At 62.8% G+C, this 14,206-nt stretch carries 15 protein-coding genes; all 15 read right to left on the bottom strand.

The annotated features are described in order from the left end of the window. Entirely contained in the window at positions 1-1,176 is a 1,176-nt protein-coding gene (locus ACRC0P_RS17925) for a beta-ketoacyl-ACP synthase (RefSeq protein WP_438632669.1), read from the bottom strand. A 13-nt stretch (positions 1,177-1,189) separates the two neighbouring features. Then, a complete protein-coding gene (locus ACRC0P_RS17920; RefSeq protein ID WP_438632668.1) occupies positions 1,190-1,735 on the bottom strand; it encodes a DUF3261 domain-containing protein in 546 nt (181 codons plus the stop codon). Positions 1,736-1,864: 129 nt separating this feature from the next. Next, the gene (locus ACRC0P_RS17915; protein ID WP_438632667.1) at positions 1,865-2,944 is read right to left on the bottom strand and encodes a class I SAM-dependent methyltransferase; all 1,080 of its coding nucleotides are present in this window, start codon (positions 2,942-2,944) and stop codon (positions 1,865-1,867) included. A 50-nt stretch (positions 2,945-2,994) separates the two neighbouring features. Next, a complete protein-coding gene (locus tag ACRC0P_RS17910) occupies positions 2,995-5,289 on the bottom strand; it encodes an MMPL family transporter (protein WP_438632666.1) in 2,295 nt (764 codons plus the stop codon). Between the two features lie 32 nt (positions 5,290-5,321). Then, complete coding sequence (locus ACRC0P_RS17905) at positions 5,322-5,882, bottom strand: LolA family protein (RefSeq protein WP_438632665.1); 561 nt, start codon at positions 5,880-5,882, stop codon at positions 5,322-5,324. 167 nt (positions 5,883-6,049) lie between these two features. Beyond that, complete coding sequence (locus tag ACRC0P_RS17900) at positions 6,050-6,481, bottom strand: acyl-CoA thioesterase (RefSeq protein WP_438632664.1); 432 nt, start codon at positions 6,479-6,481, stop codon at positions 6,050-6,052. Beyond that, entirely contained in the window at positions 6,471-8,033 is a 1,563-nt protein-coding gene (locus ACRC0P_RS17895) for an HAL/PAL/TAL family ammonia-lyase (protein WP_438632663.1), read from the bottom strand. The genes ACRC0P_RS17900 and ACRC0P_RS17895 overlap by 11 nt, the downstream gene beginning before the upstream one ends. Further along, on the bottom strand, positions 8,030-8,953 hold the full coding sequence (locus ACRC0P_RS17890; protein ID WP_438632662.1) for an LpxL/LpxP family acyltransferase: 924 nt from the start codon (positions 8,951-8,953) through the stop codon (positions 8,030-8,032). Before ACRC0P_RS17890 ends, ACRC0P_RS17895 begins: the two co-directional genes overlap by 4 nt. Continuing rightward, positions 8,950-9,690 carry a glycosyltransferase family 2 protein gene (locus ACRC0P_RS17885; protein WP_438632661.1) on the bottom strand — a complete coding sequence of 247 codons (741 nt, stop codon included), beginning with the start codon at positions 9,688-9,690 and terminating at the stop codon, positions 8,950-8,952. Before ACRC0P_RS17885 ends, ACRC0P_RS17890 begins: the two co-directional genes overlap by 4 nt. Then, positions 9,683-11,377, bottom strand: a complete 1,695-nt coding sequence (locus tag ACRC0P_RS17880; protein ID WP_438632660.1) for an AMP-binding protein — start codon at positions 11,375-11,377, stop codon at positions 9,683-9,685. The genes ACRC0P_RS17885 and ACRC0P_RS17880 overlap by 8 nt, the downstream gene beginning before the upstream one ends. A gap of 4 nt (positions 11,378-11,381) precedes the next feature. After that, positions 11,382-11,933 carry a hypothetical protein gene (locus ACRC0P_RS17875; RefSeq protein WP_438632659.1) on the bottom strand — a complete coding sequence of 184 codons (552 nt, stop codon included), beginning with the start codon at positions 11,931-11,933 and terminating at the stop codon, positions 11,382-11,384. Positions 11,934-11,935: 2 nt separating this feature from the next. Next, complete coding sequence (locus ACRC0P_RS17870; protein ID WP_438632658.1) at positions 11,936-12,190, bottom strand: acyl carrier protein; 255 nt, start codon at positions 12,188-12,190, stop codon at positions 11,936-11,938. Between the two features lie 13 nt (positions 12,191-12,203). Further along, positions 12,204-12,464 carry a phosphopantetheine-binding protein gene (locus ACRC0P_RS17865; protein WP_438632657.1) on the bottom strand — a complete coding sequence of 87 codons (261 nt, stop codon included), beginning with the start codon at positions 12,462-12,464 and terminating at the stop codon, positions 12,204-12,206. Continuing rightward, positions 12,461-13,222 (bottom strand): lysophospholipid acyltransferase family protein, encoded by a 762-nt coding sequence (locus tag ACRC0P_RS17860; protein WP_438632656.1) that lies wholly within the window; start codon positions 13,220-13,222, stop codon positions 12,461-12,463. Before ACRC0P_RS17860 ends, ACRC0P_RS17865 begins: the two co-directional genes overlap by 4 nt. Positions 13,223-13,235: 13 nt before the next feature. Further along, the gene (locus tag ACRC0P_RS17855) at positions 13,236-13,961 is read right to left on the bottom strand and encodes a beta-ketoacyl synthase chain length factor (protein WP_438632655.1); all 726 of its coding nucleotides are present in this window, start codon (positions 13,959-13,961) and stop codon (positions 13,236-13,238) included. Between the last annotated feature and the right edge of the window lie 245 nt (positions 13,962-14,206).

Raw genomic sequence — 14,206 nt, 5'->3', positions numbered from 1 at the left:
CTACTCCTCTCCGCCGAAAATCAGCGTGCTGTTGCTGCCGCCGAACGCGAAGGAATTGCTCATTGCGTAACGCGGCCTCTCCGCTTTTCCGCCACCGCGGTGCAGGCGCAGCGGCGGCAGTTTTTCGTCGTACTCGCCGTCGAAACAGTGCGGTGGCACGCCAGCGGAAAATTCTCTGTGCAGCGCCAGCCAGCAGAAGGCCGCTTCCAGTGCGCCGGCGGCGCCCAGGGTATGCCCGCTCACGGGCTTGCTCGAGGAGCAGAGCACGCCTTCGCCGAGCACGCCGTGCACCGCTTTCGCCTCCATTGCATCGTTCTGCGCGGTGCCGGTGCCGTGCAGATTCAGGTAGCCGATATCGCCGGGCGCGAGGCCCGCCGCGCGCAGCGCGCGGCGCATGGCCTCCGCCGCGCCCCCCCCGCTGGGGTCCGGCGCCGACATATGGTGCGCATCGGAGCTGGCGCCCACCCCGCGCAGGCGCACCGGCCCCGGCTCCCGGCTGAGTACGAACATGGCGCCCGCCTCGCCGAGGTTGATGCCGTCGCGGTTGCGGCTGAAGGGTTGCGCCAGGCCGGCACTCAGTGCGCCCAGCGCGTGAAAGCCTTTCACGGTCATGCCGCACAAGGTGTCCACGCCGCCCACCACCACCGCGTCGCAGATGTTCATCGACAGCAGGCGCCGCGCGCTGGCAAAGGCGTTGGCGCTGGAGGAGCAGGCGGTGGATACGGTGATCTGGGGCCCCTGCACGCGGAAACAGGCAGCCACGAATTGCGCCAGTGCCGCCAGTTGCTGCTGCTGGCGGTAGCTGTAGCTCCCCGAATTCGCGCCGCGCAGATGCTCCTCGCCGGCGGCGATGCCGGAAGTGGAGGTGCCCATCACCACCGCGATGCGCCGCGGACCGTACCGCTCGCGCAGCGCCGCCAGCGGTTGCTCGATCTGCCGCGCCACCGCCAGTGCGAGGCGGTTGTTGCGGCACTCGTGCTGCGCGAGTTCCGGCGGCAGCGCCGGCAGGCTCTCCCCGATCACACCCAGGCGCCCGGCGAAATCCGGCAGCCAGGGGGAGCCCGCGCGCATGTGCGAGCAGTCGCCGGCGAACAGGCTCGCGGCCACCTGGCGCGCGCCGCTGCCCAGTGCGCAGGCGAGGCCGAGATGGTTGAGATAGAAGCGCGTTGAAGCCATGGATTATTGTCTTTTACAGATTCCTGATTGCGAGCGAGTAGTCCAGGGACTCCTGCACCAGTCGCACCTGCGCCGTCCAGGGGTCATCGCCGCGGTAGTCCACCCGCGTGTGCAAGCGGCCGCCATAGTACAACCGGCGCTGCCATTCGCCGCCATCGCGCTGCTCTTCCAGCGACCATCCGGACGGCAGCGCGCCTCGCAGCAGCTCCAGCGGCCAGTACACCAGTTGCAGGTCCGCCAGCAACGCCTCCGCGGGCAGCGCCCGGGTTGCCGGCAGGTAGCGCTCGGCCGTCAGCTGGCGGCCATCGTACTGAATATCCATCAGGCTGACACCCTGCGGGCTGACCAGCGACAGCTGGAGCTTCTGCGGCCGCAAAAGCAGCGCCGCCATCAGGTCCCTGCGCTCGCCGCGAAACTCGACCCGCAAGTGCTGCAGCAGCTCGCGCTCCTCCCCCGCGGGCAAAGGCGCCAGCGGGCGCAACGGTGGCCGCCCGCCCGGCTGCAGAACGCAGCCGGTGAGCAGCAGCGCTGCGACTGCGATGGCAATCAGGCCGCGCATACTTCCGCCAGTATCCCCGGGCGGTGCTCTGTCCCCGCCTCATAGGGGGGTTGCCGGTACCAAGCGGCAACGCCGGCGCCGCTGGAATTGCCACAAGGTAATGAAAATTCTCGTTCAACAGGCTTCATATCAGCTCCGATGGCGCTTGATCACCTTGGTTAGAGTGTGGCTGATTCCCACATCATCTACTTCTTCCACCACCTCCAACCCGGCCTCCTCAATGCACTTGTGCATCAAAGAGGAATGGTACATCTGACTGTTTCCATTCGCGATGCAGGTAAAGTACAAGGATGTCTGCTGCAGGCAGAAGGCCGCATTCTCGAATTTCTGCCTGTCCCAATAAGTTTCCATGATGTATAGACTTGAATCCCTGGTCATGACATCAGCCGCCTTTCTCAGGATCATGACGATTTCCTCTTCCGAGAAGCAATCCAGGAATTGGCTCATCCAAATGACATCATGCCCTTCAGGCAACACAGAGTCTTCACGCAGGATATCAACAGGGAATTCAGAAACCCTGCCACCCAGGCCGTGCTTGTCGATTTGCACTCTTGCCTGCGCCAATTGGCCTGGAAGATCGCACATTGTCACCTTTACATCCGGCGAATGGTTGGCGCAGGCAATTGCCCATTTTCCGGTATTCGCCCCCACATCAAGGATGGACTGGACAGGGCTGCCGAAAATAACAGGAAGAACTTTCTGAAACGAATTATCGGAATAAAAATGATCGAAGTTGAACCAGCTCTCCCTTGCCTTTTCCGGCAGTGTGGCAAGCGCTTCATAAATTGTTTCATGCCCGGGCGCCAACTCCTTTAATCCGGCCGGCTTGCCTTCGATAAGACTTTCCTGAAAGTGAAAGAAACCCTGGTAATTTACATCGTGGACAAAATCCATATTTACCTGAGTCATTCGATCGTTCAGGATATAAAATCCCAGCTTGGTAAGAATGAATTTGTCTTCTTTAAGAATCAACAATCCGATGCCAAGCCCCGCCTCCGTCAGCACTCTCACCGCATATCTCGACAAATCCACGTGCTGCAGAATTTCCGATAAAGACAATCCATTGTCACCGCTCGATTCGATTACCCTCAACACACCAAGATCTCTCAGCGCCTTTGATGCCTGAAATGCAAATGGACCGAAAGCGATTCGCTGGGCCTCTTGTTTTGCTTCAAGAGCGCTCAACTTGTCTTTATTAAAATAACTCATTCTGATTTCCTTGATGGATACCGCGCACTAAAATTTCCTCCAACTGTTATTTATCCGGTTTTCATATGATTTCCACTACGGGAATATCCTGGTTCCGTCCCAATAAAAAACAGTACCGCCAGCAGCAAGGTAAGCGAGGTACCCAGTGCCAGCGTCAATCCAAAATCGGCAATCGCCTGAGTGCCGGACAGGGCCAACAGGCCAAAACCCAGCAGTGTGGTCACCCCCGCCATGGCGATAGCGAGCAGGGTGTAACTTTTTTCCCCGCCGTCGCTCATATGGCTGAACACGGCGTAATCCACGCCGATGCCGAATATCAGCAGCAGCGCCGCCACATGGAAAAGGCTGATGCCGCTGCCGCTCAGAATCAGCGCCGTCATTGTCCCCGCCAGTGCGGCCAATGGCAGGCCGATAATGGCCAGCGCCCTGCGCGGACCGGTGCGCAGGGCGATCACCGCGAAGGCTATCAGCAACACCAGCGGCAGCAGTTGCAGCAGCAGGTCGCGCTGTTGCGACATCACCGCGGCTATTTCCCGGGGCGGGTCCACCAGGGTGACGCCATCGATAGCCGGCACCTCTTCCAGTGCGCCGTCCAGCCCGTAGAGGCGCACTATGGATGCACAGCCGTCGCCATTGCAGCCGAGCCACAGATCGCGGTAATTATTCCCCGCCACCGCCAGCCACTCTTCCAGGGTCAGCGCCCGGAAGGGCCGCTGCAGCTCGGCGATCAGTTGTTCCGCTTCCGTCTCGCTGTAGCCGAGTTGCGTATAAAAGCCCTCCACGGTTGCGCTGGCGTAGAAGCCCCGCATCAGCGCCCAGTTCTCCCGCTGCGCCTCCGGCGGCGGGAATTTTTCGCTGAGCGCCTCGAAATACTGCAGTTCGCCGGCGTGCTGCTGTTCCCGCAGGCTTTCCGCGAGCCGCCACTCCCGCTGCAACAGTTGTTGCCAATTTTCGCCGCGGACCAGGAAATAGCTGGATTCCGCCCGCGACGGCAGCAGCTGATTGAGCCGCGCCTCCTCCCCCGCCAGGAATTCCGGCGGTCGGTAGAAAAGTTTCAGATCGTCGGCAAACTCGAGTCGCGGCAGCGCCAGCGCGGCCAATAACAGCAGCGCCGAAAGACACAAGCCATACCAGCGCTTCTTGCCCAGTGCCAGGCGCTGCGCAAGCACCAGGGGCCTGGGTTTCAGGCGCAGCAGTGCCGGGAACAGCAACACCACCGTCAGCCAGGCACCGATCAGGCCAAAACCCACAAACAACCCCATTTGCCGCAGCAGCGGAAAGGGCGTCAGCGCCAGGGCGAAAAATGCCAGGCAACTCGACAGCAGTCCCAACAGCAGTCCCGGCAGGATATCGCCGTCGCGACCCGGATCCCCGCGCAGCCGGTTGCAGATAAAGTGGAATGCGTAGTCGATCGCCAGGCCGGTGACGGTGGTGCCGAACACAAAGGCGAGAATATGCATCTGCCCCAGCAGCGCCAGCACCGCGGCGGTGCCGCTGGCGATACCGCAGCCGATGGCGAAAATCGACAGCAGCAGCGGCCTTGCGGAGCGGAATACCAGCAGCGACAGCAAACAGATGGCGGCAATGGAGAGGCCGCCGATCAGGCGGATTTCCCGCTGGGCGCCGGCAGCGGCATATTCGGTGTGCAGGGGCGCGCCCACCGCCAGCAGTTCCAGCCCCTGCGCCTCGGCCCAGAGCCCCATTTCCTCCCGCAGTGCCAACAGGGGCGTTTCAATTCTGCCTCTGAGTTCGGTGGCGCCGGCTGTGGCGCGGATCAGGGTAAACTGCCGCTCGCCACTGCGCTGCACCGGAATGTCCCCGTGCAATTCCGGCGATAGCGCCGGGCCGGCGGTAAAGTAATGGCGGAAGAGTTCGAAAGGGTCCCGTTGCAGGTCGAGCCCCCCGGATTCGGGGCCGTAGATAGCCGCCAGTTGCCGCTGCACCAGCTGGTCTGGTGATTCGCGCAACAGGGCGCGGTCTCCGGGCGCCAGCAGTTGCTGGCGCAGGGGAAACAGCAGTGTCCACTCGCTCTGGAAGCGTTCGCTTTGCGCCCAACGGTATTCGACGCTTTCGATGGCCGCGGAGGCAGCGAGTTTTTGCGCCAGGGTTTCCGTCGCCCCGGCAAGGGCCGCGGCCTCTCCCCGGGGCGCAACCAGCATCCACAGCAGACTGCGCTGCAACTTGCGGTTGAGCTTTTCCTGCGCCGCGGCCACCGCCGGCGCGCCGGCGCCCTCGCCGGCCAGGGCGAGAATATCCGTCTGCAGCCAGCCGGGCTGGTAGCGCAAGGCCGCCGCCAGCGCAAAGGCGGCGGCCAGGGTGAACCATATAGCGAGACGGCGTTTCATTGTTGTTTGTTTTCTGGTTATTGTATTTCTGGTTATTGTTCGCTGAATTCCGCGGTGAACTCCGGGTCCGTTTCGCTCACCGGCTGCAGCCCGATCAGCTGCATTTCCGTTATCGCCTCGTTGGCCTCCGCCAGGTGAATGCTTTCAATACTCTTGTTGCCGGACACTTCGATGGAGGCGATAAAGCCGGCCAGGACTTCGCTCCTGGGGGTCAAGGTGACCGACCAGCTTTCCTCACGCAATTGCGCCTGCACCTCGAACAACTCCTCCAAGCGGGTGAAATCGCCGCGAAAAATCTGCAATAGCGGATTGGCAATCTGGCGCGCCAGCGCGTCGTCACCCGCCCCTTCCTCGCTCATGATCAGGTGGGATTGCAGCGGCTGCACCACCCGCCAGCTGACACCGCGTTCTTTCGACAGCGCCACCACGCCGCTGGAGAGCAGCGGCCGCGGCAGTTGCGGCAGTGTTTTTTTCTGGGTGAAGCGCCCCAGCATTCGCGGCGACTTTTGCAGGCGTGTCTCTATCTGTTGCAATGTATCGCGGGGCTCTATGGCCGCCGCCGGCGCGGATAGGAAAAACAGAACAAATAGCACCCGAATAAATAGCGACTTCTTCTTGCAGGGCCGAAGGCGCCGTGAATGCCTGGAGCGGCCGGGCGGGCGAAGCGCAGCTTGCCCATCGCGGACGCCGATGATGGGCACGTCACTGCGCTCCTTTGCCCATCCTACGGAAATAGCCGTTCCAACATTTAATTTCTGCATCAGGCCACCCCCAGTTTTTGCAGCAGCACCGGCGGCGAGGCGAACAGCATTTCACCATTGCCCATATCCACCGCCACCTGCACCGTGTGCCCCTTGGTCAGCCGGGCACCGCTGTCGCGGTCGCGCACCTGGTAGTTGATCTTGAGGCGGTTTTCGTACTCGGCTACTTCCGCGCGCACCACAACCCACTGCTGGAAGCGCAGGGGTTTTGCGTAGCGGATGCGCAGGTCGATCACGGGCCAGGCGTAACCCGATTCCCGCATCTGCGGATAGTCGTAGTCCAGGCGGTCCAGCAATGTGCAGCGGGCTATCTCGAAATATTTGACGTAGTGGCCATGCCAGGCCACCTCCATCATATCCACATCGTGGAAGGGCACCTGCAACTCGACTTCCGCACGCCAGTTGTCCGGCAGTGTTTTTTTAACAGTCATCGTACAAGCGCCAGTGTTTTTGCTGTATCAGCTGGACGAAATTGCGCAGGTCGCTTTCCAGCTCCCGATCCTCCTCCAGCAGCGCAAAATTGTCGGCGACCTGCCGCAGGCTGGCGCGCAGTGCCGGTGACAGGCCGTCTTCCTCCACGCCGCCCGCGCGCAGGCGCAGCTGCACGCCCTGCCAGGACATTATCAGCGCGGCGGCGGCCACCTGCTCGGTGAGCTGCAGCACGCGCATGCAGTCCCGCGCGGCGATGGTGCCCATGCTGACCTTGTCCTGGTTGTGGCACTCGGTGGAGCGGGAGAAGACGCTGGCCGGCATTGTCTGCTTGAGGGCCTCGGCGGTCCAGGCGCTGGCTCCTATCTGCACCGCCTTGAATCCGTGGTTGAGGGGTTTGCGTTCGCCCCCGGCGCCGGTCAGGTTGGGCGGCAGACCGTTGTTGAATTTCACATCGGCGAGCTGGGCGATCTGGCGGTCGAGCAGGTCGGCCAGGTTGGCCACTGCGTTTTTCAGGCTGTCCATGGCGAAGGCGATATGGCCGCCGTAGAAGTGGCCACCGTGCAGCACATGCTCGTTTTCACCGTCGATAATGGGGTTGTCGTTGGCGCTGTTGAGTTCGGTCTCTATAAACCGGCGCAGCCACGGCAGGGAGTCTTGGGCCACGCCGATCACATGGGGCGCGCAGCGGATGGAGTAACGGTCCTGCAGGCGGTCGCTCTGGCGCGGTGCCTCGCCGGCGTTGAGGTCGTCGTGAATCCAGCGGGCAATGCGGTTCTGGCCCGGATGCGGCTTGGCCGCGAACAGGGCATTGTCGAAGTGGTAGGCGTTGCCCAGCAGGGCGACGCTCATCAGCGACGTGATGCGCGCGCAGAGCTGGCACAGGTATTCGGCGCGGCTGTAGGCGATACAGGCGAGACCGGTCATGGCGGCGGTGCCGTTCATGATCGCCAGCCCCTCCTTGGGGCGCAACTTCAGCGGTTCGATACGCAGCTGGTCAAACACTTCCGCAGTGGGACGCTGCTCGCCGCGGAACCACACCTTGCGCTCGCCGGCCAGCACCGCGGCCACGTAGGAGAGCGGTGTCAGGTCGCCGCTGGCGCCCACGGAGCCCTCCTGGGGAATCACCGGAATCACATCCCGCTGCAGCAGTTGCGCCAGTTGCTGCAACAGTTTATAGCGCACGCCGGAACTGCCGCGGGCCAGGCTCGCCAGGCGCGCGGCGACAATGGCGCGGCTCTGTTCGATGGGGAAAACCTCACCCAGGCCGCAGCCGTGGAAGGTGTAGAGGTGCCGCGGCAACTCCTCCACCAGCTCGCCGGGAATATTGACGGTGCAGGAATCGCCGTAACCGGTGGTGACGCCGTAGATGACCCCCTCCTGCTGCCACAGGCGGTCGAGAAACTCCACGCCGCGATTGATCCGCGCGACAAAGCCCTCGTCGTCCGACAGCTGCACCGCGGCGCGTCCGCACGCGATTGCGTCCACCTGTTCGACACTCAGTTCGGAGCCGTCGAACAGCACCGGGGTGCGCTGTAACACTGCTGTATTCATCGATTTTGATCCCAGAACGGATAGAAGTTGTACCACTGCAGCGGCGCCTTGTGGCAGTAGTGTTCGAGCCGCCGCACATAGTCGGCCACCAGCTCGCGGATATGCCCCTCACGGTCGCCGCGTCGCATCTGCACGCGATCGCAGAGCTTTTCCATATGGATGTCGTAACCGTCGCGGCCGCGCAGGCAGAAGAGGGTGTACACCGGGCACTTGAGCAGCGCCGCGAGAATATAGGGCCCCTGCGGAAAGGGCGCGCTGCGGCCGAGAAATTCCGCGTTGCAGGTGCGGCCTACGGAATTGATCGGCGTGCGGTCGCCGACGATTACCACGAACTCGCCGCGCTCCACCGACTCCGACAGCTGCATCGCCAGCGCCGGGGTCACCTCGGTCACCTGGGTTAGGCGCACCTGGCTGTTCGGATTCAGCAGCTTCATCATGCGGTTGAATTTTTTCGCGTGCTTGGTGTGCACCAGCACATTGACCGTAACGTCCATCATGCTGGCCAGGGCTCGGCAGACTTCCAGGTTGCCCAGGTGGGAGCCGATCAGCACACTGCCGCGGCCGCCCTGAGCCAACTGATGCAAAGCCGCGCGCCGGAGAAAATTTACCCGGCCGAGGGGGATGCCCACAAACCATGCCTCGAGCTTTTCCCGCGCGCTGTCGGCGAAATTCAGGAAGATGCGGAAGCCGGTGGCCCAGTCGGGTTTGATACCCGCCTGCGGATAGCGGGCGGAGAAAAGTTGCAGGTATTGCCGGATCGCCAATCGACCGCTGCGGTTTTTCAGGTAATAGCAGAGCACCACCGGGTAGACCGCGATCTTGAAGGCGACGGGCCCCAGGCGGTGGTGCAGCCAGAACAGGAATTTGATCCCGAGGAAAAATCCCTGCTCGCGATAGCGCGACCAGTGCACACTGCTCACAGCGCCGCCTCCGGTTTCAACCTGCGCGGCAGGCGCGCCAGCATGCCGAAAAACAGGCGGGTGTGCATGGCGGAGATCAGCATATTGTCCTGCAGGCCACGGAAGTGGGACACGCCGCCCACCGGGTAGCGCACCTGCACCGGCAGCTGCACCAGCTTCCCGCCGCGCCAGTGCCAGCGCACCAGTACCTCCGGATCGAAATCCATGCGGTCGCCGGTGTACTCGCCGTCGATCAGCGCCACGGTCGCCACCAATGGATAACAGCGCAGGCCGCACATGGAATCCCTGATTTCCAGCGACAGGGTATTGATCCACACCCACACGTGGGTCAGGTAGCGACCCAGCAGCCTCGCCAGGGGCACGGAGCGGTCGTACACCGGGTAGCCGCAAACCAGCGCGGTGGGGCTCTCCCGGCAGTGGTGCAGAAACTGGGGAATGTCCGCCGGGTCGTGCTGGCCGTCCGCATCCACCTGGATACCGTGGGAAAAACCCAGTTCGCGCGCAGCCCGCAGGCCGGTTTTTACCGCGGCGCCCTTGCCGCCATTCTCCCCGCGCACCACCAGGTGCAGCCAGTCGCCCTGCTCCCGCGCCAGCCGCTGCAATTCCTCACGGCAGCTTTCGTTGCAGCCATCGTCCACCAGCACGCAGGGCAGCCCGAAGCCGCGCAGGGAATCCAGCGTGCCGGCGATGGCGCGCTCGTGGTTGTAGACCGGGATAACGAAACAGGGTTTAACCATGATCAAAACACAATTGTCCGCTGCTGTACTCGCGGGATTCTTCCCCCGCACAACGAAAGCGGAATTTCAGCTTGTTCTTTTGCGGATTGAATTCCAGCTCCAGCTCCACCCGCTCGCCGGGCACCATCAGCTGCTTGAACTTGATCACTTCCATCGAATCGAAGCGGCCGCCGATACCCAGCAGTTCGCGACCGTAGTGCATTGCCCAATCGATCTGCACCACGCCGGGCACTACTGGGGCGCTGGCAAAGTGCCCGGGGAGGCAGATCAGTTCTGCCGGAACAGTTATCACCATCCGCGCGCGGTTCAACTCCGCTTCGCGGCTTTCGACCCGCGGCAACATCGCCGACGGCGTCGCATCGAAAACTGGCATCAACAATTCTCTCGGGCTCTTGCCCTGCTGATTGGTGGGTATCTCGCGTACAAAGCGCCACAGTCTCGGCAGTGCCACGCCCTCCAGGTCCGGCGCAAGATAGCCCCGCAGTGCGCGCACCAGTGCGGATTTGCCCCGCCGGGCCAATTCGCGCCGGCCCTCTTCGCTGAGGACTGCCACCGCGGCCACACACTCGCGCCCACGCTTCAGGGTCAGTGCCCTGGCCGCGGCAATCCAATCGCTGCGGCACAGCAGTGTCTCTATCTGTGAAAGCGAGATACGTTTCTCTTCTATTTTTACAATCCGGTCCGCGCGCCCCAGCAGGCGGAAGCCCCGCGCCTCCAGTTGCACCCGGTCCTGCCCGGCGAAGGGTCGGTCCAGCCAGGGGGAATTCACCCGCAGCAGGCTTTCGTCGCTGCAACTTACCTCGACGCCATCCAGCGGTTGCCACAGGTCGCCTTCCGACTGGCGCCGCCAGGCGATGCCGCCGGTCTCGGTGCTGCCGTAGATCTCGATCGGCGCCAGGCCGCTGAGCGCTTCTATCTGCTCCGCGTCCTCCGCCGCCAGAGGTCCACCGGAGGAAAAAATTGCGCGCAGCGAAGCCGCCCGTTCCCAGGGCCAGCTTTCAATACGACGGCTCAGTTGCGCGGGGCTGGCCACCCAGATCGCCGGGGCCAGCCTCTGCGCGTCCCTCAATAGTGCCGCCACATCCACGTAGGTCTTGCCGACAAAAGCGCAGCCGTTCGCCAGCGGCCACAATACTTTGAACAGCAGGCCGTAGATATGCTGGTGGCTCACAGTCGCCAGCACCGTGGCGCCGTCGGCCAGCGGCCCCCAGTGTCGCTGCTGCGCGGCGATTTCCCGCAACAGTTGCGCCAGCGTCTTATCCACCCGCTGCGGCTCGCCGCTGCTGCCGGAAGTGAACAGCTGGATAGCGCCGGAAAAACTCTGCGGCAGTTCGCTGTCGGCCGCGGGCACCTCGCCCAGCGTCACAACCCCCTCCGCATCCCACTCCCCCAGCCACAGGTCGACATCCTGCTGCAGCGGCTGTACGGTACTGCGCTTGTTGTTGGCCGGGATCACCACCTGCGCATCACAGGCCAGTGCGGCGAACAGCAGCACGCAGAACTCGTAACTGTCGTCGCTGTACAGGACCACCGAAAGCCGGTCGGCATCTCGCGGCAGCCGCTCGCGCAACACGTCGCAGGCGCCGGCCAGTGCCCGCTTGAAATCGCCAAAGCTCAGTGCCCCGCCCCGGCTGTGGCACAGGGGGCTGTCATCGGTGGCGTAGCCGAATATCGATTTGAAATGCATCCGCCTACACCTTTTGGATCAGCCTCTGCCGCAGCAGCCATTCGCCGGCAAACAGCGCTCCCATCAGCCCGTAGGAGATCAGGCCGTTGTACAGGGTCCACAGCTGCATATCACCGGCCAGCGCGGTGGCCGCCGCGATACCACCGTTCAGCAGAAAAAAACCGCACCACACCTGGGTCACCCGACGGGTGTAAGCCACGCCCGCCGGCGGCAGCTCGGGCTCGCGCAGCCGCGCCAGGCGCTCGATGATCGTCTGGGGCTGGCGCAGGCTGTAGGCGAATACCGCAAACAAGATGCTGTTGCACAACACCGGATACCACAGCAGACCCTGTGTATCGCCGCGCAACCAGGCGAAGGCGGCGACGATCAGCATCGCCACGGCCACCAGCCTGGCCCCGACCTTTGCGCTGCGGCCGCCCAGTGCGAGACGCAGGCCGGCAACCGCCAGCAGCAACAGCAGCAGCGAACCCAGCGACAGGTACTGAATGCCGAAATACACCGCAAACGGGTAGAGTGCGACAACAACGGCCAGCAACAACTGTGCGAAGCGGGACACTTCTAGGCCTGGCCCATAACCGTCTGGATAGCGGCGACCACGTCGCCCACGGTGCGCACGCTCTTGAACTCCTCCGGGGCGATTTTTTTGCCGGTAAGCTCCTTCAACCGCACGATCAGATCCACCGCGTCGATGCTGTCGATATCCAGGTTGTCGGACAGGTGTGCCTCGGGGGTAATGTCCGCGGCATCCACTTCAAACATCTCTACCAGAATGTCGGTAAGTTCCGACAGAATCGCTTCTTTACTATTCAACATCTTTGTATCTCTCTCACCCGCGGCGACTGTCCGCAACGAAGTTGGCCAGGTTGTTCACACTGGCAAAATGGGTCTTTGTCGTTTCGCTCTCGGCGTCGATAGTGATGTTGTATTTTTTCTGCAGTGCCAGACCCAGCTCCAGCGCATCGATGGAATCCAGGCCCAGGCCCTCGCCGAACAAAGGCTCCTCCGGCTGGATATCCTCGGGGGAAATATCCTCCAGGTTCAGCACTTCTATGATCAGCCCTTTAAGTTCTTCTACCAATTCGCTCACGCGACACACTCCTCAGTGAAATACTCTTTTAATTGTCTGGTTATTTTCCTGGCGGCCAGCGGCGTTTCCTGCGTGTTTTGCAGTTCCAGAACGCTGTCGCCAGTGGCGATCTCGAATTGAAAATGCGGGCGGGACAGCGGGATGCTGTACCAGGGAACATTCTTCATCAGCATCGGCGGATTGCAGCGAATGGTTACCAGTGTGGGAGCCACCCGGGCGCGCAGGGCCATATAGGCGGCGCCGCGCTGGAGCCTGAGCCCCCTGCCCGGCACCGAGCGGGTGCCCTCGGGAAACAGCACCACCGACTCGCCGCACGCCAGCGACTCCGACGCCAGCTGGATGATTTTTTCCGGGTCGTCGTTGGGGATATATCCGGCGGTACTCACCACCCAGCGCATAAACGGGTTGCGGAACAGGCTCGCCTTGACGATGCAGTTGGCGTTGGGAATGCGCGAAATCAGGAACACCACGTCGATCAGCGACGGGTGGTTGGCCAGCACCAGCTGCCCCGGTTGGCGCAGCCGCGCTTCGTCGCAGAACCGGTAGGTGTAAATGCCGGTGATATGCATAAAGCCGATAAAGGTCCTGAAGGCGTGGTGCACCAGCAGGCGCGCCCGGCGCCTGCGCACTTCGCTGTCGCGGTAGATCAGTTTGAGCGGCGGGAACACCAGCAGGCCCAGCACCAGACCGCCGAGCCCGAACAGGCTGAAGGCGGCGGCGGTGGCCAGCAAACGCCCCCAATAGCAGTCTCTGCGCACGTCGGAAATCTCCTCAGCCGCCAATGCGCACCTCCCAGCCCCGACCCAAGGGCACGCGACCGCCGTCATCCGCCAGCGCCGCAATCAGCGGCAGCTGGTATTCGGCGGATTCGAATGCGGATTCCGGCTCGCCGGCGCCGGCCTGCGCCAGTTCGCAGCTTGCCGCCTCACCTGCGCAACCGGCGCTCAGATGGAGAGCGGTGGCGCAGATAAACGACGGACTCTGCGCGCTGTGCCGGTAAAGCTCCGGCAGCGGCTCTTCGCAGAACAGCAGCAGCAGCTCGGGGAACCCTTCCGCCAGCATACCCGCCGCCTCCAGAAAACCCGCCTGCAACGGCAGGTCGCCGCCCGCCAGGGCCAGCGCCGGGGAGCGGATACCGCAGAGGATGGAGAGCTGGCCGGCGATGGCATTGTGCACCGACAGGCCGAAAGCGGTGGGGGACAGCGGCTCACCACCGACCACATCCTGCAACAGGGAATAGGTGCGCTGTGCCTCGCCGTGCACCGAACAGCACAGCAGGGGCATATCGCGCCCGGCGAGCAGCGGCTGAGCAGTGGAGAAGGCGGCCTTGGCCAGCGCACTGAGGCGCCGGCGCTGCATGGCGGGCAGGAATGACACGTCTGGCAGGGCATCGCCGGCCAGGCTCAACTCGCCCCGCCGCCATCGAACCCAATCGGATTGATCCCCGATTCCCGTTGCCCAGGCCCGCCAGGCAGAGAGTGTGAAATGATTTGGCACCAGCTAATCATGGGACCTGGTCCCATCCCCCAAGAAATCAATATCCGGCGGTCCCTCATACGAACAGCCCAGTGGCTCTGATCAGGCCCGGCCACTTTGGACTAGTCACCACTCCGGCAAACAAGCCCTGAATAGTACCCAAACTGACCAATTTCCGCCAGTTAATTGACATTCTGTACTAGACTGGCGCGCTTTTTCCTTTCACAGCATTCTCGTATGATTCGCCCAGCTTCCGCGATCTTTCA

This window comes from Microbulbifer sp. (assembly GCF_051659245.1).
GTDB lineage: Bacteria > Pseudomonadota > Gammaproteobacteria > Pseudomonadales > Cellvibrionaceae > Microbulbifer.
Note: the sequence above shows the minus strand (reverse complement) of the source record. Positions and strands in the feature narration are given on the sequence as shown.

What these genes read in the sequence shown, in the direction of transcription:
- ACRC0P_RS17925 (WP_438632669.1), bottom strand. Translation starts at nt 1,176, where the DNA reads ATGGCTTCAACGCGCTTCTATCTCAACCATCTCGGCCTCGCCTGCGCA.
- ACRC0P_RS17920 (WP_438632668.1), bottom strand. Translation starts at nt 1,735, where the DNA reads ATGCGCGGCCTGATTGCCATCGCAGTCGCAGCGCTGCTGCTCACCGGC.
- ACRC0P_RS17915 (WP_438632667.1), bottom strand. Translation starts at nt 2,944, where the DNA reads ATGAGTTATTTTAATAAAGACAAGTTGAGCGCTCTTGAAGCAAAACAA.
- ACRC0P_RS17910 (WP_438632666.1), bottom strand. Translation starts at nt 5,289, where the DNA reads ATGAAACGCCGTCTCGCTATATGGTTCACCCTGGCCGCCGCCTTTGCG.
- ACRC0P_RS17900 (WP_438632664.1), bottom strand. Translation starts at nt 6,481, where the DNA reads ATGACTGTTAAAAAAACACTGCCGGACAACTGGCGTGCGGAAGTCGAG.
- ACRC0P_RS17895 (WP_438632663.1), bottom strand. Translation starts at nt 8,033, where the DNA reads ATGAATACAGCAGTGTTACAGCGCACCCCGGTGCTGTTCGACGGCTCC.
- ACRC0P_RS17885 (WP_438632661.1), bottom strand. Translation starts at nt 9,690, where the DNA reads ATGGTTAAACCCTGTTTCGTTATCCCGGTCTACAACCACGAGCGCGCC.
- ACRC0P_RS17880 (WP_438632660.1), bottom strand. Translation starts at nt 11,377, where the DNA reads ATGCATTTCAAATCGATATTCGGCTACGCCACCGATGACAGCCCCCTG.
- ACRC0P_RS17870 (WP_438632658.1), bottom strand. Translation starts at nt 12,190, where the DNA reads ATGTTGAATAGTAAAGAAGCGATTCTGTCGGAACTTACCGACATTCTG.